This window comes from Magnetospirillum sp. (assembly GCA_027532905.1).
Classification (GTDB): Bacteria; Pseudomonadota; Alphaproteobacteria; order CACIAM-22H2; family CACIAM-22H2; genus Tagaea.
Genome location: JAPZUA010000001.1, coordinates 126,705 through 146,995 on the forward strand (window position 1 = coordinate 126,705; position 20,291 = coordinate 146,995).

18 protein-coding genes are annotated in these 20,291 nt (G+C 64.2%); 8 read left to right on the forward strand and 10 right to left on the reverse strand.

All coding sequences use genetic code 11. The features are described from left to right. Position 1: 1 nt before the first annotated feature. Entirely contained in the window at positions 2–847 is an 846-nt protein-coding gene (locus O9320_00635) for a DMT family transporter (GenBank protein ID MCZ8309326.1), read from the forward strand. Positions 848–857: 10 nt separating this feature from the next. Here the strand turns inward: O9320_00635 and O9320_00640 are convergent, their stop codons facing one another. The 5 genes from O9320_00640 to O9320_00660 form a co-directional block, all read right to left on the reverse strand. Then, positions 858–1,517, reverse strand: a complete 660-nt coding sequence (locus O9320_00640; GenBank protein ID MCZ8309327.1) for a hypothetical protein — start codon at positions 1,515–1,517, stop codon at positions 858–860. Between the two features lie 144 nt (positions 1,518–1,661). Beyond that, positions 1,662–3,284, reverse strand: a complete 1,623-nt coding sequence (locus O9320_00645; protein ID MCZ8309328.1) for a hypothetical protein — start codon at positions 3,282–3,284, stop codon at positions 1,662–1,664. A gap of 200 nt (positions 3,285–3,484) precedes the next feature. Further along, positions 3,485–3,844: an antibiotic biosynthesis monooxygenase gene (locus O9320_00650; GenBank protein ID MCZ8309329.1), complete on the reverse strand. Its 360-nt coding sequence runs from the start codon at positions 3,842–3,844 to the stop codon at positions 3,485–3,487. 3 nt (positions 3,845–3,847) lie between these two features. Next, complete coding sequence (locus O9320_00655; protein MCZ8309330.1) at positions 3,848–4,939, reverse strand: glycosyltransferase family 4 protein; 1,092 nt, start codon at positions 4,937–4,939, stop codon at positions 3,848–3,850. Between the two features lie 177 nt (positions 4,940–5,116). Further along, on the reverse strand, positions 5,117–5,953 hold the full coding sequence (locus tag O9320_00660) for an enoyl-CoA hydratase-related protein (GenBank protein ID MCZ8309331.1): 837 nt from the start codon (positions 5,951–5,953) through the stop codon (positions 5,117–5,119). A gap of 142 nt (positions 5,954–6,095) precedes the next feature. Here O9320_00660 and O9320_00665 point away from each other — a divergent pair, with 142 nt between their 5' ends. From O9320_00665 to O9320_00690, 6 genes are all read left to right on the forward strand, one after another. Continuing rightward, the gene (locus tag O9320_00665; GenBank protein MCZ8309332.1) at positions 6,096–6,785 is read left to right on the forward strand and encodes an orotate phosphoribosyltransferase; all 690 of its coding nucleotides are present in this window, start codon (positions 6,096–6,098) and stop codon (positions 6,783–6,785) included. Beyond that, on the forward strand, positions 6,782–8,446 hold the full coding sequence (locus tag O9320_00670) for a peptide ABC transporter substrate-binding protein (protein MCZ8309333.1): 1,665 nt from the start codon (positions 6,782–6,784) through the stop codon (positions 8,444–8,446). The genes O9320_00665 and O9320_00670 overlap by 4 nt, the downstream gene beginning before the upstream one ends. Continuing rightward, a complete protein-coding gene (locus tag O9320_00675) occupies positions 8,443–9,396 on the forward strand; it encodes an ABC transporter permease (GenBank protein MCZ8309334.1) in 954 nt (317 codons plus the stop codon). Before O9320_00670 ends, O9320_00675 begins: the two co-directional genes overlap by 4 nt. Then, positions 9,393–10,217, forward strand: a complete 825-nt coding sequence (locus O9320_00680) for an ABC transporter permease (GenBank protein MCZ8309335.1) — start codon at positions 9,393–9,395, stop codon at positions 10,215–10,217. The genes O9320_00675 and O9320_00680 overlap by 4 nt, the downstream gene beginning before the upstream one ends. A gap of 79 nt (positions 10,218–10,296) precedes the next feature. Further along, a complete protein-coding gene (locus O9320_00685; GenBank protein ID MCZ8309336.1) occupies positions 10,297–11,709 on the forward strand; it encodes a mannose-1-phosphate guanylyltransferase/mannose-6-phosphate isomerase in 1,413 nt (470 codons plus the stop codon). Positions 11,710–11,711: 2 nt separating this feature from the next. Further along, entirely contained in the window at positions 11,712–12,914 is a 1,203-nt protein-coding gene (locus O9320_00690) for a threonine ammonia-lyase (GenBank protein ID MCZ8309337.1), read from the forward strand. Positions 12,915–12,942: 28 nt separating this feature from the next. Here O9320_00690 and O9320_00695 read toward each other — a convergent pair whose 3' ends face one another. From O9320_00695 to O9320_00715, 5 genes are all read right to left on the reverse strand, one after another. Further along, a complete protein-coding gene (locus O9320_00695; protein MCZ8309338.1) occupies positions 12,943–13,986 on the reverse strand; it encodes an ATP-binding cassette domain-containing protein in 1,044 nt (347 codons plus the stop codon). After that, positions 13,983–14,981: an ABC transporter ATP-binding protein gene (locus O9320_00700; protein MCZ8309339.1), complete on the reverse strand. Its 999-nt coding sequence runs from the start codon at positions 14,979–14,981 to the stop codon at positions 13,983–13,985. Before O9320_00700 ends, O9320_00695 begins: the two co-directional genes overlap by 4 nt. 9 nt (positions 14,982–14,990) lie before the next feature. Further along, on the reverse strand, positions 14,991–15,902 hold the full coding sequence (locus tag O9320_00705) for an ABC transporter permease (protein ID MCZ8309340.1): 912 nt from the start codon (positions 15,900–15,902) through the stop codon (positions 14,991–14,993). Positions 15,903–15,916: 14 nt separating this feature from the next. Next, positions 15,917–16,903 (reverse strand): ABC transporter permease, encoded by a 987-nt coding sequence (locus O9320_00710; GenBank protein ID MCZ8309341.1) that lies wholly within the window; start codon positions 16,901–16,903, stop codon positions 15,917–15,919. Between the two features lie 77 nt (positions 16,904–16,980). Further along, positions 16,981–18,585, reverse strand: coding sequence for an ABC transporter substrate-binding protein (locus tag O9320_00715; GenBank protein ID MCZ8309342.1), 1,605 nt, complete (start codon positions 18,583–18,585; stop codon positions 16,981–16,983). A 285-nt stretch (positions 18,586–18,870) separates the two neighbouring features. Between O9320_00715 and O9320_00720 the strand changes: the two genes are divergently transcribed. After that, positions 18,871–20,268, forward strand: coding sequence for an aspartate aminotransferase family protein (locus O9320_00720; protein MCZ8309343.1), 1,398 nt, complete (start codon positions 18,871–18,873; stop codon positions 20,266–20,268). The last annotated feature ends 23 nt before the right edge of the window (positions 20,269–20,291 follow it).

The window sequence follows — 20,291 nt, forward strand, 5'->3', positions numbered from 1 at the left end:
CGTGGAAAAAGCGGGGCTTCGGCCCATCCTGATGGCCGTGGCGGCGATGGCGCTGTTCGCGTCGATGGATGCCGTGAACAAGCACCTCACGCAGATCTATCCCGTGGCGCAGATAATGGCCGTGCGCTTTGCGATCTTCGTTGCCATGGGTTGCTGGCTGGCGCGCAGCGGCCCGTGGATCGTGTTTCGCACGCGCGCACCCTGGCTGCAGGCGGTGCGCACGGCCTTTCTGCTGCTCGAAATGCTGCTTTTCATCCTGGCCTTCCGCACGCTGCCACTCGCCGACGTACATGCGGTGGCGGCAACCGCCCCGCTGCTGGTGACGGCGCTCGCCTATTTTTTCTTGCGCGAAAAAGTCGATGCGACGGGCTGGCTGCTTGTGGCGGGCGGCATGGCGGGGGCCGTCTTAATCGTCGGCCCGTCCTTCGACGAATTCGGCCCCAGCCTGTGGCTCGCGGTTGCGGCGGCCCTCGCCTGGGCAATCTACCAAGTGCTCACGCGCGTGGTCTCGAGCCGCGACGACACGCATATCACCACATTGCACACGCCCCTCGTCGGCGTCGCGATTCTGGGGGCCATCGCCGCGTTCGACTGGCAAGCACCCGACGCCAGCGGCTGGTTCCTGCTGATTCTGGGCGGCAGCTTCGGCGCCGTCGCCCATATCCTGATGGTGCGCGCCTTCACGCTCGCACCCGCAAGTGCCTTGCAGCCCTACAATTACACGCTGCTGCTGTTCGCGACCCTCTTGGGCCTCGCGTTCTTCGGCGACGTGCCGGGCCTGTGGACCTGGATCGGTGCCGGCATCGTGGTCGCCTGCGGCATCGTCGCGATGCGGCGCAAAGCCTGAAGCAAGAGCACTACCGCCGGTGTTTTTCGATGGCCTCGAGCACCCATTTGGGCTTCTTGACGTCGCCCCAGAAATGCTCGGGCACGTCTTCGGGGGGCATATGCGAAAAGGCGGACCCCGATCTTTTTGGAAATTCGATATGTATTGTCGCGCCTGGATTTTGCCGATACCAGTAGATTGCGCCCTCGGATGCAAAAAACGATTTGCTGTTGCCGAAGAAGCCAGGGACACGGTCGATACCCGCATGAAAATCCGCCAGCGACTGCCAATAGATCGAAACCATGCGGCGCCCGATCTTGCGGGTGAGATTCATTACCTTCGCCTCGATTTTCTTTTCATTTTCGAATTGTCGCCGAAACGAGCTTTGGATCATGTTTGCTCGCCAATATCGCGCAGGAATCTCGCCGTCTGTATGCCATCGTGAATCTTCTTTCGGTTCATTCCTTGGCGACCCCATCCAAATGCGCGGCGACCAATACTGGTCGAATGTCCAATGGAACTTGCCCCACTTGTCGGGAAGACGAACCAATTTCGGCACCCATTCAGGATCCGGAAAGAGCATCCGTATCGTTCGCCCGGAACGCGATTCGTCCAGGCGCTCGATGCGCGTGAGTGGCGGTTCGGCCTCGCCCGATTCCTCCGAATTCTTGAGCTCCTCATAGAAGAACACGTTCGGATACGCCGCCCGCACCGAAAGCTCGAACTTGCGCCAGTCCTCTAGGCACTAGGCAAAGGAGACGCTGCGCCCCATATTCGGAGGGGTGACTGGATTCGGCCCCTCCCACAGAAGTGGTTTCACATCCATGGCGCTTTCCTAATTTCTTGCGCGATTGGCGTCGAGAATATGCTTCTCCAATGCGCCGACAACACGGTCGCAAGCGGCACGTGCAATCTTTGCATATTCCTTGGGGTCGTCGCCTTCCCGGAATTTCGGAATTGTCTGGATCAACTCCTCGTCTTCGAGCTTCTGGGCGATAGCGTCGCGTGCACGTTGTTCTCGGCCGGACAGCGAGCCGTCGGCACGAGTAGATGCAGTGTTGATATGACCCGATGGAAGCATTGATTTTTCTTTGTCCTTGACGCCCATCGAATAGTCGGGGAATCGGCCGCGTTGGTCTTTTTCACCCCCAACCATCGTTTCTTTCATATACTTTTGGTCCTCTCCATCCCTGGACGCACCGCCGATATGCTCGACCACGTCGGCAAGGCGCGAGGCGTCGATGGCGGCTTTGCATTCGCGCGCCAGGATGTTGTTGCCCTCCAATGTCGCCTCCGAGCCACGCCTGTCTTCGCGATCGGCGTAGCTTCGCTCGACGATCATGGCGGCGATGGCACCGCCGATCTCCTTTCGTGCGTCGTCGGGGATGACCGGAATGTTTTCGAGGATCATGCGGTCTTCGTCGTTGAGCTCGGGGAGCCCGCGCGGCTTTTCCGCAGGCGGTGCCGGGCTGCGGCCGGGGAGCGGATCGGACGTGCCGCTCGGCGGTACCGACGGCGGCGGGCTTGTCGGCGCTTGGCCGGGCTTCGTCGCCTGATCGACGATGGCCTTGGTCCCAAGGCCGCCAAGAATCGCACCGAGCCCCGCCGCCAGACCCTGCGCTATCGGCGGTAGCGCCAGCGCAGGAGCCATGGCCAACTGAATGTTCGGGTCGCGCCCACTTTCGCCCGTCTGTGCTGCGTCGCCTGCGCGCGCGAGGGCCTGCAACACCTCGGGGCGCAGCGTGCCGATGGGCGGGCTTTGCGGCAGATCGCCGCCGACAAACGCGCGCCGATCGACCGAATCGTCGAGATGGCGAAGGACGGCCGCCACCACGTCCGGCCCTTCGCCGGGTTTGGCCGCGTCCCACTGCTCGACGAAGTCGCGCGCCTGCAACACGCCGCGCGCGCCGAAATTCTTGATGTAGGTCGCGAGCATTTCGGGCGCGCCATCGAAGTTCGTCCGGTTACGCGTCAGGTACTCGACCCACGATGTGTTCGAGCCATGCGTCTCGGGGTCCACAGGCGGATAGTTTTTCGGCTTTTTGAGTTCGATGCGCGGCGGACGCGCCACGAGCAAACCGTCCTGGCCCTCTGCCGCCAACGCATGATGCTGCTCGATCTGCTCTTGCGTGGGGGCTGGAAAGCCCGCAAAGCGGTCGCCGAATTGTTCGCGCATCTTGGTGACGGTGGGGCCGTCGGGTCGCAGCCAACCATCGACCTTGAGGCCGTTGCGCTTCTGGTATTTGCGCACGCCATCGTCGAGCGTGTATTGCCCATAGCCGCTCGGGCCGTTGGTGCCGGCGAAATCGAGATCGCCCGCGTCCGCCAGAATGCTTTCGACTTTGAACACGTCTCTTCGGCCGTTCATGCGGCCGAGGCCGATCGTGTCGGCGAGGTCGAACCAGCCGTCGAGTGAATCTTCGTCTTCGCGGCGTTGTTTGATATCAGGGGCGAACATGGCAAGGCTCCGGCGTTTCGGCGCCGGGCTTTCCTGCCGGGCCGATTGAGGGGTGCTTTCCAATGTGGAAGGCGGTTAAGGTGAGAACATAATATATACGGAAAATTAAACAAGCAAGGATAATTTATTCACAACACGCATCGGCCAAAAAAAACGGGGCCAGAAGGCCCCGCATTCCTGCGTGTGCTGTGTTTGCGTCGCTAAATCGTAAAGCCCGGATCGTGCAGGGTGCGGCTGTCGGCGGGGGCTTCTGTGCGCGCGAACATGCCGTAGTCGCGGATCACGCCCGCCACGCGCAGGCGATAATCGGCGAACACGTCGCCGCGCCCAGCCGTTTGCGCAGCGCGATGGCACGGGCGGTTGCGCCAATTCAAGATCGACGCCTCGTCGCGCCAGAAGGACAGCGACAGCATCTTGCCGTCATCGGCGAGGCTCTGGAAGCGTTCGACCGACACGAAGCCGTCGACGGTTTCGAGCTCGGCGCGCAACGCCGCCGCATGGTCGAGATAGTCTTGCTTGCGGCCCGCCGCCGGGCGCACTTCGAAAATCACGGCGATCATCGTCTAGCTCCCCAACAGGCGTTCGGTTTCGGCCGCCCGGATGTCCCAGCGGCAGGTCGCAGTCACGTGGGCGACCTGCAGCTGCAGCCGCGCTTCGAGGGCCGGGTTCTTGGCGGCAAACGCCTCGGCGATCGCGGCGGCGGACGACACGTAGGCTTGCGGATCGATATTGCCGGCGACGACCGGTGCGAGAATGCCGAAATCGCCGACCGTTTCGGGCAAGGCGCCCAATGCCGTCGTGACCACCACACAGCCTGCCGCCATCGCCTCCATGACGGCGATCGACGAAGTCTCGGCCGCGACGTTCGGATAGAACAGGAGTACGGCGCGCTTGAGGGCGTCGGCCAGTGCGGGCTGCGGCACGTTGCCGTGATAGGCGACCCCGGCCGCCGATTTGGCTTCGGCCGCCAGCAGGAGCCAGCTCGGCTGGCGGCGAAACAGATTGTTGGCCGGATAGAAATCGAAACTCGAAAACACGTCGAGCGTGAGCTCGGGCCGCAGCGCATGCAGGTCCTTGAAAAAGGCCAGCGCCTGTTTGAGGCCCTTGTAGGGGACGGACGTAAACGCCGCGCGCGGCGCTTTGGCGGCGAGGATAGATTCGCCGGGCGCAAAAAGCGCTTCAAACCGCGGGCCGATCGCGTTGCGCAAAATGTCGATACGATCGGCGGCAACGCCGTTGGCGGCGTAGTTGGCCTTGTGCCAGTCGCTCACGCACAAAATGCGGTCGCGCGCATGGTCGAGGCCCGCCAGCAGCGCGGCCTCCTCGGTGCCCGGCACGATCACATTGTGCTGCCAGGCATAGATCGGCCCTGCATGCCCGCCTGCGCGCAGCGGCGCCAACAGATCGACAGCTGAAGTTACGAACACCGCGTCGAAATCGCCGTCGAGCGCACCGGACCAGCGAAACTGGTCCACGCCGCGCATGCGGTCGCCCGCGCGCGTGGTGCCGGTGAAGACGGCAACCTCGTGCCCGCGTCGCGCCAGTGCGAGTGCGAGATACACTTGCGCCGATTCCGATCCCGGCAAGGGAGCCGCGAACGGCGTTTCCACGTCGTAGTCGTGCGCCAAGTTCGGATTAACGAAGGCGAGCTTCATGGGTTGACGCGAAGAGTGAACATGGCAATTGGAATAGCTTGATTGATAGCTTTTGTCCAAACGGGGAGAGAAGCAATGGGCGACAAAAAGATGCGCTGGACACGGGCTTGCCGACGAACGCCGCGACCGCGGGCCGAACGGGGCCGTGCTTAAGCCTTCGGCGACGGCGGTGTCGAATCACCGCCCTTCGAATTTGGGGCGGCGTTTTTCGAGGAAGGCGCGGTAGCCTTCGAGATAGTCGCGCGTGTCGCAATTGGCGAAGCCTTCGAGATATTCGGCCCGCGTAAGCGGCTTCGGCGAGCGCAGGCGGCGTGCGAACTTCTTGTGCCAGCGGTTCGACAAGGGGGCACCGGCCGCAATGCGCGTGGCCGACGCGTAAGCCTCCTCCTCGACCTTTGCGTCCGCCACCACGCGCGTGACGAGGCCTTTGTCTTTGGCTTCGGCAGCACCGAACACGCGCGCTTCGAGCAGGATCTCCTTGGCGACCGCTTCGCCCACAAGTCCGATCAGTGCGGACAATTCGGGATAGGCCATGATGACGCCGATCCGGTTGATCGGCACGCCGAAGCGCGCCCCCTCGCCCGCAATGCGCAGATCGCACATGCTGGCGATCTCGAGCGATCCGCCGACGCACAGGCCCTTGATGAGAGCCACGACCGGATGGCGGCATTCCCCGACCGCCGCCAAGGTCGCGTGCATCGTGCGGCCGTAGGCCATGGCGAGCTTCGTCGTCTTGCGCGTCTTCTCGAATTCGGAAATGTCGGCCCCCGGCCCGAAGGCGTGGTCGCCGGCCCCCCGCAGCACGATACAGCCGATATCCGGCTCGGCATGGAGGGCGCGCATGGCCTCGCCCAGCTTGGCCCACATGGCCGAGGAGATCGCGTTGAGCTTGGCCGGGCGGTTCAGGATCACGGTCACGATGCGCGGATCGCCCGCGACCGAGCGATCGACCAGAACCGGATCGTCCGGGGCCGTCTCGTAAAGTTTCGGCGGCGTGCGGCGTTTGGCGGCCATGGCGATTCCCCCTCGATTTGACCCGAGCTTAGGCGAAGTGAAAGCACTTGCGCAAAGCCGCAAAATCCTTGCTTGCGGCTGCCGCGGCGGCAGGCCTAAAAATGAGGACTTTCCCGCATCCAGCCTTCGCCCAGGACCCGCCATGTCGCCCGAAGAAATCGCCCAGACGACCGCCCGCATCCTGATCGAAACGAAGGCGATCCATTTCAATCCCGCCAACCCCTACATCTTCACGTCCGGCTGGGCGAGCCCGACCTATTGCGACTGCCGCAAGCTGATCGGCTTTCCGCGCGCACGCAACAAGCTGATGGACATGGCCGTGACCGTGATCGAGCGCAAGATCGGCTTTGCCGGCATCGATGCGGTGGCAGGTGGGGAAACCGCCGGCATCCCCTACGCCGCCTGGATCGCCGAACGCCTCGAATTGCCGATGCTCTATGTGCGCAAAAAGCCCAAGGGCTTCGGGCGCAACGCCCTGATCGAGGGCGATCTGCGCGAGGGCCAGCGCGTGCTGCTGGTCGAGGATCTGGCGACCGACGGCAAATCGAAAATGCATTTCGTGAACGGGCTGCGCGATGCGGGTGCGCAAGTCGCGCACAGCTTCGTCGTATTCCATTACGGGATCTTCCCCGAGAGTGTCGCAGGCCTCAAAGCCGAGGGTGTGGATCTGCATGCGCTCGCCACCTGGTGGGACGTGCTGAAAGAAGCGCAAGCCCAGAAGGCCTACAGCGACGCCGAGCTTGCCGAGGTGCGCAAATTCCTCGAAGCCCCCGCCGTATGGTCCTATGCGCATGGCGGCGTCGGCCCCGACGGCACCAAAAAAGCCGGATGAAACACGTGCGCGCCCTCCTGCTCGCATTGGCTGCCATTTTGGGGCTGGGGCTGGGGAGTGCTCGCGCGCAGACGCACGACACGCTGACGATCGGCATTTCGCAGTTTCCGTCCACGCTGCATCCGATGTTCGATGCGATGGCGGCTAAATCCTATGTGCTCGCGATGGCGCGCCGGCCGCTCACGACCTACGACAAAGACTGGAAACTCGTCTGCCTGATGTGCGAGACGCTGCCGACATTCGAGAACGGCGGCGCCAAGCGCGTTGCGTTGCCCGACGGCAAAGAAGGTGTGGAAGTCACCTTCCGTTTGAAGGACGGCTTCAAATGGGGCGACGGCATGCCCGTCTCCCCGCGCGACGCGATCCTCGCCTGGGACATCGGCCGGCATCGGCGCTCGGGCGTGTCGGGCGGGGAAAGCTACCGGCGCATTTTGAGCGTGGTCGCCAAGGACGAACGCACGATCGCCTTCACGAGCGACCGCGTGACCTTCACCTACAACGATTTCAGCCAGTTCGAATTCATCCCCGACCATATCGAGCGGCGAATTTTCGAGAGCGATCCCGAAAGCTACCGCCGCCGCACGACCTTCGACACCGAACCCATGAATCCGGCCTTGTTCAACGGCCCCTACCGCATCGCCGAGGTTCAGCAGGGGGCAGCGATCATGCTGGTCCCCAACGGCCAGTGGAGCGGCAAAGCGCCCGCCTTCAAACGCGTGGTCGTGCGTGCGATCGAAAACACTGCGGCGCTTGAGGCCAATCTCCTGTCGGGCAGCATCGATTATGTGGCGGGCGAGCTCGGCTTCACGCTTGATCAGGCTTTGGCGCTCGAAAAGCGCCATCCAACGCGCTTCGATTTCCAGTATCTGCCGGGCCTCATCTACGAACATATCGACCTCAATCTCGATCTGCCCGCCTTCCAGGACAAGCGCGTGCGCCAAGCGCTGATCCTGGCGACCGACCGGGCAGCGTTGGTCCGCCAGCTCTTCGAAGACCGCCAACCGGTCGCCGCCTCGTTCATCAACCCGAAGGACGCAGGCTACGCCGCCGACATCGCCCCCTACCCGTTCGACCTGGCGCGCGCGCAAGCCTTGCTCGACCAAGCGGGCTACACGCGCAATATCGGCGGCGTGCGCCAGAATGCGGCAGGCCAGCGCCTGTCGTTTGAATTCGGCACCACGGCCGGCAACCGCATCCGCGAGACCGTGCAGCAGGTGCTGCAGGCGCAATGGCGGCGGGCCGGCATCGAAGTGCGCATCCGTAACGAGCCCGCGCGCGTGTTTTTCGGCGAGACGATCCGCCAGCGCAAATTCCAGCTCGCTATGTATGCCTGGATTTCGGCCCCCCAATCGGTGCCGCGCACCACGCTGCACTCGGAAAGCATCCCGACCGCGGAAAACAACTGGGCGGGCCAGAACCAACCCGGCATTCGCAATGCCGAGATGGACCAGCTCATCGACACGATCGAACGCGAACTGGACGCCGAAAAACGCAAGGTCCTGTGGGCACGAATGCAACGGCTCTATGTCGACGAAGCCTGGGTAATGCCGCTGTTCTTCCGCGCCGATCCTTTCGTATTGCCTAAATGGCTTGCGGGGCTCGAACCCACCGGCCACCAATATCCGTCGCCCCTCGGCATCGAGCATTGGCACGTGCGATGATGCGCTACGCGCTGCAACGCGCATTGCAGGGCGTGCTGGTGCTGGTGGCGGCGAGTTTTGCGATCTACGTGCTGCTCGGGCTGATGCCGGGCGATCCGATCGATCTGATGATCGCGGGCAATCCGCAGATCACGCCCGACGACGTGCGCCGCTTGCGCGAACTCTACGGCATCGACCGGCCGATCCTTTCGCGCTACGGCGAATGGGCAAGCGCCGTCTTGCAGGGCGATCTTGGCTATAGCCGCCTCTACGCCAAACCCGTGCTCGCGGCCATCGGCCCGGCACTCGCCAACACAAGCGTGCTGATGCTCGCAGCCTTCGCGGCCGCCTTGGCGATCGGCATCCCGCTCGGGCTGCTCGCGGCGGCAAAGCGCGGCAGTGCGGTCGATGCCGCGATTAACGGCTTTGCGTTCGTGTCGGCGGCCACACCGTCATTCTGGCTCGGGCTGATGCTGATCGTGCTGTTCGCCGTTATCCTCGGCTGGCTGCCCGCGAGCGCCTTGCCCTTGCCGGGCCAAGACGGGCTGGGTGCAAGGCTCATCGGGCTCATCCTGCCGGTCGCAACGCTGGCACTCGTCGAAGCGGGCGAATATGCGCGCTACATGCGCAGTGCAGCCAGCGAAGCGCTGGCGCAGGATTGGGTGCGCACCGCGCGCGCCAAGGGGGCCTCGCGCACCCGCGTGCTGTTCGGCCATGTGCTGCGCAATGCCGCGATCCCGGTCGCGACGGTTGCGGCCCTCGGGTTCGGCGGGCTGTTCTCGGGCGCGCTCGTGACCGAGACGATCTTCGCCTATCCCGGCATGGGCAAGCTCATCTACGACGCGATCCTGGGCAGCGACTACAATCTGGCTTTGGCCTGTCTCTTGATGGCGGCAGGGCTCGTGATCGTCGCCAATTTCGCGGCCGATCTTGCCTATGCCGCCCTCGATCCGCGCGTGAGCGTGGCGTGAATCCGCGTTTTATCCTGCCGCTTTGCGTACTTGCTTTGTTGGGCCTTGCGGCGGCCGCGATCCCGCTGACGGGTGCCGATCCCGACGCGATCGATCTTGCCAAGCGCTATGAGGGCCCGAGCCTTGCGCATCCGCTGGGGACCGACGAGCTTGGCCGCGACGTCGCCTTGCGCCTGCTCTACGGGGCGCGCGTGTCGCTCGCCGTGGCGATCGCCGCTGCCCTTGCGGCTGTTGCCATCGGTACGGCGATCGGCCTTGCGGCGGGCACACTTGGCGGCCGCATCGACGGGGCCTTGATGCGCGCGACCGACGCCGTGCTCGCCTTGCCCGTGCTGCCGGTGCTGATCGTGCTGGCCGCGATCGACATGCAAAAGCTCGGCCTGCCGCAGAGCGACGACGGGGGTCTGTGGCGCATCGTGGCGATCGTCGCATTGTTCGGCTGGCCCAAAGTCGCACGGCTCGTGCGCGCAACCGCCCTTGCCCTCGTGAACCGCGATTTCGTGCGCGCGGCAACGGCCCTTGGGGCCGGGCGCTTGCGCATCATGGCCGTGCACATCCTGCCCAATTGTGCGGGCCCCTTGCTGGTTGCAACCGCACTCGCGGCGGGCGGCACGATCCTCTACGAAAGCGTGTTGTCGTTCCTGGGGCTCGGCATCCAGCCGCCGACGGCGAGCTGGGGCAACATGTTGACCAACGCACAGGAAACGATCTGGCAAGCGCCGTGGCTCGCTTTGTGGCCCGGACTGGCGATCCTGCTGACGGTCACGGCAATAAACCTGCTGGCCGACGCGTTGCAGGACAAGATCGCCGGAAGGCGCTGACCGCCCCTCGGTTTGCCGGGGCTGGCACGCAACCCCGGAATGCGCTAGCAAGACGCTGTTTTTTCGAGGAGTCTGCCGGATGCTTCAGCCCATCGTGCCAGTCATTCTCTCGGGCGGTGCCGGGACCCGCCTGTGGCCGCTGTCGCGCGAGCATTATCCCAAGCAATTGCTGCCGCTGGCGGGCGACCTGTCGATGATCGCCGAAACGGCTCTGCGCGTGGGCGGTGCGCCGTTCGGCGCACCCATCATCGTGTGCAACGAAGAGCATCGCTTTATCATCGCTGAGCAGCTGCGCGCGGCCGGGGTCGCCCCGCGCGCCATCGTGCTCGAGCCCGTGGGCCGCAACACGGCCGCCGCCGCCGCCGCCGCCGCCGCCTTGCTCGAGCCCGGCGAGACCATGATGCTGCTGCCCTCCGACCATGTCGTGCGCGACAAGGATGCGTTTGCCGCCGCCGTCGCGACCGCGCGCAGCGTGGTGGCGCAAGGCCATCTCGTGACGTTCGGCATAGATCCCGAACAGCCCGAAACCGGCTACGGCTATATCAAGCGCGGTGCGGCTCTGCCGCAGATCGCCGGCGCCTATGCGGTCCAGCGCTTCGTCGAGAAGCCGGATCTCGCGACCGCAAAAGCTTATCTCGCCGAAGGCGGCTGGGCGTGGAACTCGGGCATGTTCCTGTTCGATGCCGCTACCTTCCTGACCGAACTTAAGCGCTTCGAACCCTTAATCGCCGAACACGCGGCGGCGGCGGCCAAGGCCGCGTCGCGCGATCTCGATTTCGTGCGGCTCGACAAGGCGGCCTTCGCGCAAAGCCCAGCGAAGTCGATCGACTATGCCGTGATGGAACGCACCGACCACTCGGCGGTGGTGCCCGCCCGGCTCGGCTGGTCGGATGTGGGGGCGTGGAACGCTTTGTGGGAACTCGGCCCCCGCGACGACCACGGCAACGTGCTGATGGGCGACGTTGCGGTCGCCGACACGCAGAACTCGTATTTGCGCAGCGAGCATCGCCTGCTCACGGCCGTGGGCGTACACGATCTTGTCGTCGTCGCCACACGCGACGTGGTCATGGTCGCCGACCGCGACCGCGCGCAGGACGTCAAAAAAATCGTCGACCGTCTTAAAGCCGAGGGACGCAGCGAAGTGTCCTCGCATGTGGTCGTGCACCGCCCTTGGGGTAGCTACCAGACGATCGATGCGGGGCCGCGCTTCCAGGTGAAGCGCCTCACCGTAAAGCCGGGTGCGAAAATCTCGCTGCAGAAACATGCGCACCGCGCCGAGCATTGGGTCGTGGTGAGCGGCGTGGCGCGCGTCACGCGCGACGCCGAGACGCTCGATCTGCAGGAGAACATGTCGACCTACATCCCGGTCGGCTGCGTGCACCGGCTCGAAAATCCGGGCACCGAACTTTTGCATATCATCGAAGTGCAGTCGGGCGGCTATCTCGGCGAAGACGACATCGTGCGCTTCGAAGACAGCTACGGGCGCAAATAGCCATGGCCGTCGTCCATGCCGACATTGCGGCGGCGGCCGCGCGCATCGAGGGCCAGGTCAAGCGCACGCCGACCTTGCGGAGCGGCACGCTCTCGAAGATCGCGGGCTGCGAGCTTTGGATCAAGTTCGAGAATCTGCAGTTCATCGCTTCGTTCAAGGAGCGCGGTGCCCTCAACAAGCTGCTGCAGCTCTCAAGCGACGAGCGCGCACGGGGCGTGATCGCAATGTCGGCCGGCAACCACGCCCAGGCCGTCGCTTACCACGCCGGCCGCCTCGACATTGCCGCCACCATCGTGATGCCGAAATTCACGCCCAACGCCAAAGTTGCAGCCACGCGCCATCATGGCGCACGCGTGATCCTCGAAGGCGAAACCCTGGCGGAAGCCGCAAGCTTCGCGCGCGACATGGCCGCAAAAGAAAAGCTCGTCTTTGTGCACCCGTACGACGACGCGGCGATCGTCGCGGGCCAAGGGACCCTTGCGCTCGAAATGCTAGCCGACCAGCCCGATCTCGACGCACTTGTGGTGCCCATCGGCGGCGGCGGCATGATCGCGGGCTGCGCGATCGCGGCCAAGGCGATCAATCCCAAGATCGACATTTACGGCGTCGAGGTCTCGGCCTTCGCGTCGGCCGCCCAGCGCAAAGCGGGCAAGCAAGTGCAGACGGGCGGCACCACCATCGCCGAAGGCATTGCGGTTGCCGATATCGGTGCCGAATGCTGGCCCGCCATCGAACGCGACGTGCGCGAAGTGCTGGTCGTAGACGAGCTCGAGGTCGAGCGCGCCATCGTGCTGCTGATCGAAATCGAAAAGACCGTGGCCGAGGGTGCGGGTGCCGCCGGGCTTGCCGCGATCCTAGCGCATCGCGACCGCTTCGCGGGGCGCCGGGTCGGCATGGTGCTTTGCGGCGGCAATATCGACACGCGCGTGCTTTCGAGCGTGCTGCTGCGCGGCCTTGCGCGCGACGGGCGCCTGCTGCGGCTCGAAGTGGACATCGCCGACCGACCGGGCGCTTTGGCGGAAGTCGCACGCCGCATCGGCGAGAGCGGCGGCAATATCGTCGAGATCGAGCACCAGCGGATCTTCACCGAAAAATCCGCCAAAAACGTGGTCATCGAAACCACGGTCGAAGTCATCGAGCGCAAACACGGCGAAAATCTCATCGCAGCGCTCAACGGGGCGGGCTTCCCGACCCGCCCCGTCTAAGCGGCAAAGCTGCCGGCGCGGCTTCTTGCTACAGCAATGGATTGGGCGGCGGGGCGGCTGTGCGTTCGAGGTCCGGCAGGCGGCCCTCTTCGGCTGCGTGGCAAGCCACCATGGCCCCCGTCTTGGCCCGTATCGCGCGCGGCGCTTCCGCTTTGCAACGATCGTTGGCGAATGGGCAGCGCGGATGGAACGTGCAGCCCGACGGCGGATCGATCGGGTTGGGCACTTCACCCGCGACCGGCGTGCGCGGCCGGCCCGACATTTCGAGATCCGGGATCGCGTCGAGCAGCATGCGCGTATAGGGATGTACGGGCCGCGAAAACAGCGTCTTCACGTCCGCGATCTCGACGAGCTTGCCCAGATACATGACCCCGACGCGATCGGAGATGTAGTAGACGACTGCAAGATTGTGGCTGATGAAAAGATAGGTGAGGCCCAGCTCGCGCTGCAGATCCTTCATGAGATTGAGGATCTGCGCTTGCACCGACACGTCGAGCGCCGAAGTCGGCTCGTCACACACAAGGAACTCGGGGTTCGAAGACAGCGCGCGCGCGATCGAGATGCGCTGGCGCTGGCCGCCCGAAAATTCGTGCGGGAACTTCTCCTGGTCGGCCGGCGACAGGCCGACTTGGCGCAGCAATTCGTCCACGCGCTTTTTGATCTGCACAGGGTCCGACATGAGCCCGTGCACAACGATGGGCTCGGCGATGATCTTGCCCACGCGCCAGCGCGGATTAAGGCTCGCGTACGGGTCCTGGAAGATCATCTGGAAGCGCTTGCGCACGCGGGCCGCATCGGCCGACGAGCCGAGCTTCGACATGTCGGTGCCGTCGAACATCATGCGCCCGCGCGACGGCGGATAGAGCCCGACCACGAGACGGGCGAGCGTCGACTTGCCGCAGCCGGACTCGCCCACGAAGGACAACGTCTCGCCCTTGGCGATCGTGAAATCGACGCCGTCGACCGCGCGCAGCGTCTGGCGCGGCAGTTTCTCGAGCAAACGGTTCAGCAGCGGCTTCGACACGTCGAAATAGCGCGCAAGGTCGGTGGCGACGACGAGGGGCGCGCTCATTCTGCCGCTGCCTTCTTGGTTTGGTCGTAGAGCCAGCACGCCACGTCCGTGTCCCCGACCGGGATCGGATCGGGGCGAAGTTGCGTGCAGGGCGCAAAACGCTTGGTGCAGCGCGGGTTGAAGGCGCAGCCCTTCGGGATCGCCGTCAGGCGCGGCATCGCACCGTCGATCTGCGCGAGGCGTGCGGGCGCATTGCCGAGCTTCGGGATCGAGCCCATCAGCCCTTCGGTGTAGGGGTGCTTGGCGCGCTGGATCACGTCGCGTACGGGGCCGATCTCGGCAATGCGGCCCGCATACATGACCGCAACTCGGTCGGCGGTTTCGGCGATCACGCCCATGTCGTGCGTAACGAGCATCACGGCCGTCCCATGCTCGCGGCACAGGCGCTTGATCAGCGTGATGATCTGCGCCTGGATCGACACGTCGAGCGCCGTCGTGGGTTCATCGGCCACGATCAGGCGCGGATTGGCGCACAAGGCGAGCGCGATGACCACACGCTGGCGCATGCCGCCCGAAAACTGATGTGGATAATGGTCAATGCGACGCTCTGCGGCCGGAATGCCCACGTCCTGCAGCAAGCCGATCGCGCGCGCGCGCGCGTCGCTCTCCGACATGTCGAGATGCGTGAGAATCGTCTCGGTCAGCTGGCGGCCGACCGTGTAGAGCGGATTGAGCGAGGTCAGCGGGTCTTGGAAGACGGCGCCGATTTCCTTGCCGCGGATGCGGCGCATCTTCTCGTAAGGCAGATTGTCGATGCGTTGGCCATCGAGCAGAATCTCGCCGCCCGCAACCCGGCCCGGCGGCTCGAGCAGGCCGATGATCGCAGCGCCCGTGAGCGACTTGCCAGCACCCGATTCGCCGACCACGCCGAGCACTTCGCCGGGCTGGATCGAAAACGAAATGTCGTCCACGGCCACAAGCGTGCCGCGCCGCGTGGGAAATTCGACGCGGAGATTTTTGACTTCGAGCAACGGGCGGTTCGTGAGCTTGTCCATATCCCGCCCCTAGCGCAGCTTGGGATTGAGCGCGTCGCGCAGCCAATCGCCGAGGAGATTGACTGCGAGCACCATCACGACGAGGGCAAGGCCCGGGAACACCGTGATCCACCATTCGCCCGAGAACAGGAAATTGTTGCCGATGCGAATAAGCGTGCCGAGCGACGGCTCGGTCGGCGGCACGCCCACGCCGAGGAACGAAAGCGTGGCTTCCGTGATGATCGCGAGTGCAAGATGGATCGTCGCGATGACGAGGACGGGGCCCAGCACGTTGGGCAGCACGTGCTGCAGCATGATCGCGATCGGATGGCGGCCGATCACGCGTGCGGCCTGCACATATTCCTTGCTCTTTTCGACCATGCACGAGCCGCGCACGGTGCGCGCATACTGGACCCAACCCGAAAAGCCGATCGCAAGGATCAATACGTAGATCGCGATGTCGTGGTGCAACTCGCGCGGGATCACGACGCGTGCCACACCGTCGATTAGCAACGCGATCAGAATGGCGGGGAAGGAAAGCTGCACGTCGGCCACACGCATAATCACGGCATCGACCGTGCCGCCGACATAGCCCGCCAGCAGCCCCAGCGAGATGCCGAGCACCATCGCAAAGACGACCGAGAACACCCCGACCAGCAGCGAGATGCGGCTGCCGAACAGGATCGTGGACAAAACGTCGCGGCCTTGCGTGTCGGTGCCGAGCGGATATTGCGGCAAGCCGTCGGGCAGCCACGCGGGCGGCAACGAGGAATCCATCAGATTGAGCTGGCGCAGATCGAACGGGTTCTGGGGTGCGATCAGGGGTGCGAAGATGGCGCCCGCAAAGAACAGCACCGTCACGATCGCGGCAACGATGATGATCGGCGAACGGCGGAAGCTGTAGAAAACGTCGCTATCGACGAACCGGCGCACGGCGTCCATGGCGGATCCCCCGATCAATGGCCGCCTGCGGCACCCCGATCGACCCGCAGGCGCGGATCGACGGCGTAATACAGCAGGTCGACGACGAGATTGATGAGCACGAAGAAGAACGCGATCAGGATCAGATAGGCCGCCATGACCGGCACGTCGGCGGCCGACACCGACTGGATGAACAGGAACCCCATGCCGGGCCACTGGAACACGGTTTCGGTCACGATCGCGAAGGCGATGATGCCGCCGAGTTGCAGGCCCGTGATCGTGATGACGGGGACGAGCGTGTTCTTGAGCGCATGCCCGAAATTGATGGCGCGGTTCGAAAGCCCGCGCGCGCGCGCGAATTTGATGTAGTCGGTGCGCAGCACTTCGAGCATTTCCGAACGCACGAGGCGCATGATCAGCGTGAGTTGGAACAAGGCGAGCGTGATCGAGGGCAGGATCAGCGCACGCAGGCCCGTGGGCGTGAGAAAGCCCGTCGTCCACCAGCCCAGCGCCACCGTGGTGCCGCGCCCGAAGGACGGCAGCCAGCCCAATTGCACCGAGAAAACGAGGATCAGCAGAATGCCGATCAGGAAGGTCGGCAGCGACACGCCTATGAGGCTCACGGTCAGCAGCAAGCGCGAGCCGACGGAGTCGCGGTTGAGGCCGGTATAGACGCCCATCGGCACGCCGACGAGCAGGGCCAGCAAGGCCGCACAGAGGGAAAGTTCCAGCGTGGCCGGCAGCCGCTCCATCAAGAGGTCCGAGACGGGCCGCGCCAGACGGTAGGAGATGCCGAACTCGCCCTGCGCTGCTTTGACGAGGAAGTTGAAATACTGCACGAAAAACGGCTGGTCGAGCCCGAGGTCGCGCACGAGGCGCATCCGCGCTTCTTCGGTGAAATCCTGGCCGAGCATGATCGCGACCGGGTCGCCCACATAGGCGAACAGCGAAAACGCGACGAAGCCGACCGCCATCATGACGAGAACGGCCTGCAGCAAGCGGCGTATGATGAAAGCGACCATAGTTCAGACGGCCCTTCGCAGCTTCGGAGAAGAGACTCCGGACGGCGCAAGGCCGTCCGGAGTTCCCAAGCGACCGGTCAGTTGACCTTGACCCACTTGACTTCGAGCTGGTTGAGCGGGCTGTGCACGAGATCGACGTTCGAGCGCATCGCCCACGGAATCACCTGGTGGTGAATCGGCAGATGCGGAACGCGCTCGTGGTAGAGCTTGTTGAACTCGTCGATGAGCTTGTTGCGCGCGGCCACGTTGGTCTCGAGCTTCACCGCGTCGATGACTCGGTCGAAATCCGGATCCGAGAAGCGGCCGTGGTTCCAGATGCCGTTGCCCGGCTGGCCGTCGCGCGTGCGGATCAGCGACTGCAGCGAGTAGAGCGCGTCGAGCGTGGGCACGCCCCAGCCCAGCAGGTAGAGCGAGGTGTCGTCGCGCTGGACCTTCGGGAAGTACGTGGCGAGCGGCATCGCGTTGAGGTTCGCCTTGATGCCGATCTGCGCCCACATCGCGACGAGTGCTTGGCAGATCGCTTCGTCGTTGATGTAGCGGTTGTTCGGGCAGTCGAAGGTGATTTCAAAGCCGTCCGGATATCCGGCTTGGCGCATCAGATTGCGCGCCTCGGCGACGTTGAACGGATAGCGCTTGTCCCAGGTCTTGGTGTAGCCGGTGACCGTGTCGGGATAGAGCGCACCCGTATTGACCGACTGACCGCGCATCACGCGTGTATGGATCGCGTCGATGTTCATCGCGTGGTACATGGCCTGGCGCACCCGCACGTCCTTGAACGGATTGCGGCCCTTGACCGACGAATAGAGAAGCTCGTCGCGGCTCGTGTCGAACGCGATGAAGATCGTGCGCACTTCGGGGCCCGAAACGATCTTGAGGCCGGGGGCGGCCGCCAGCTGGGCAATGTCCTGCACCGGCGGATCGAGCACGAAGTCGATTTCGCCCGAGCGCAAGGCTGCCGTGCGCGTCGCAGCCGACGCGATCGGCTGGAACACGAGTTCGGTCACGTTGCCTTCGCGCGCGGCGTTGTTCCACCAAGTCGGGTTCTGCACCATGACGGTGCGAACATCCGGCTCACGGCTGCGCTGCACGAACGGGCCCGTGCCCATCGTGTTGCGGCCGGTGAAGCTGTCTTCGCGTCCGCGCACGTTCTGCGGCCGCGTGGCGTTGTTGGCTTCGCTCCACTCCTTGTCCATCATGTAGACTTGGGTGAGCTTGTCGATCAGCACGGGATCGGGAACCTTCGTGACGATGTCGACCGTCAGCGCGTCGATCTTGCGGGCCTCGGCGATCGTATCGGTGAAGATGCCGTAGTTAGAGAATTCGTGCAGCGAACGCTGAATCGAGAAGACGACGTCGTCGGCGTCGAAGGCGTTGCCGTTCGAGAACTTCACGTCCGGGCGCAGATTGAAGCGCCAGCGCGTGGGCTCCATCAAGGTCCAGCGCACGGCCAAGGCCGGCTGGAGTTCCATCGTCTTGCCGCGCTGCACGAGCGGTTCGTAGATCTGGCGCAGCACCAACGTGACGTTGCCGGCGTTCTGCGAATGCGGGTCCATCGTGTTGGCGTCGCCCGACACGGACATGCGGAAGGTTTTGGCTTCCGCGTCCGGCAGGGCGCCGAACGCGAGCGTCCCGGCGGCCGCAACGGCAAACGCCAGGCGCGCGAAACGAGTTTGGTTTTTCATGGTGCCTCCAGTGAACACCTTGCGCGAACGCAAAGTTGGGGGGATACAGTTCAAAGGTTGTCCGGCCACCGGCAAAACGCGCCGGGCACGGGCTCGAACCGCTGGCTTGGCAGCTTTCGTGCCAAGTTCGCAATTCGCAAGGCCCTCTTCGTAACGCGTTGGTCGTACAAATCAATGGATTTCTGCCGCGCATTTAGGCAAGCGCCGGAACACTTGTCGAACCTTGCGATGCGGGACAACGGCATGCGGGCTGCGCTAAGGTTTGTGCAAGAGGGGGACTTCAAAATGAACGATCAACGCCCGCGCGGCAACTCGCTTGCCGCCCGCGACATCGCAGCGCTTGTGCATCCCTATACGAATCTGCGCGCGCACGAAACCGACGGTCCGGTTGTGATGGCCAAAGGGCGCGGCATTTATGTCGTGGACGACAACGGCAAGGAGTATATCGAAGGCCTCGCGGGCCTTTGGTGTGCGTCGCTCGGCTTCGACGAGCCCCGTCTGGCCGATGCCGCCCACCGCCAGATGCGCCAGCTCCCCTTCTACCATATCTTCGCGGGCAAATCGCACGAGCCCGGCATTGTGCTGGCCGAGAAGCTCAAAGAACTCGCACCCGTGCCGATGTCGAAGGTGTTCTTCGCCAATTCGGGTTCGGAAGCCAACGACACGGCGATCAAGATTCTCTGGTACATCGCCAACGCCGCCGGCACGCCCAAGCGCAAGAAGATCCTGAGCCGCGAGAAGGCCTATCACGGCGTCACGATCGCGGCCGCGTCGCTGACCAAGCTGCCGGCCAACCAGCGCGATTTCGATCTGCCGATCTTCCCCGTGGCCTATGCCGAAACGCCGCATTTCTATCGCGGCGGCCTGCCCGGCGAGAGCGAGGAACAGTATTCGACGCGGCTTGCCGAAAATCTCGAAAAGCTGATCCTCGCCGAAGATCCCGAAACGATCGTCGCGATGTTCGCCGAACCCGTGATGGGGGCTGGCGGGGCCATCGTGCCGCCGGCGGGCTATTTCCCGAAGATCCAGGCCGTCCTGCGCAAATACGGCATTCTGCTCGTCGCCGACGAGGTGATCTGCGGCTTCGGGCGCACGGGCAATATGTGGGGCAGCCAGACCTACGGCATCGAACCCGACATCCTGACCTGCGCCAAAGCGCTGTCCTCGGCCTATATGCCGATTTCGGCCGTGCTGATCTCCGAACCCGTCTATGCCGCCATGCAGGCCAACAGCGCCAAGATCGGCACGTTTGGCCACGGCTATACCTATTCCGCACATCCCGTACCCGCCGCCGTCGCACTCGAGACGCTGGCGATCTACGAAGAGCGCGACATGGTGGGCCATGTGCAGCGCATGGCGCCCAAATTCCAGGCGGCCCTTGCAAGCCTGGCCGACGCACCTATTGTCGGTGAAGCCAAGAGTGTCGGGCTCATCGGCGGGCTGCAGCTCGTCAAGGACAAAGCCAGCAAAACCATGTTCGAGCCGAGCCAGGCGGTGGCGCCGCTGATCGCCAAGGCGTGCGAGGCCAACGGCCTCATGGTGCGCCCGCTGTTCGACAACCGCTTGGCCGTTTGCCCGCCGCTGATCATCGACGAGGCGGGCATCGACGAACTGTTCAAGCGCTTCGCCAAAGGCATTGCGGAAGGCACGCAAGCCGCCAAGGCGAAGGGCTTCATCGACTGAACCGAACTCCGAGGACCGACCGC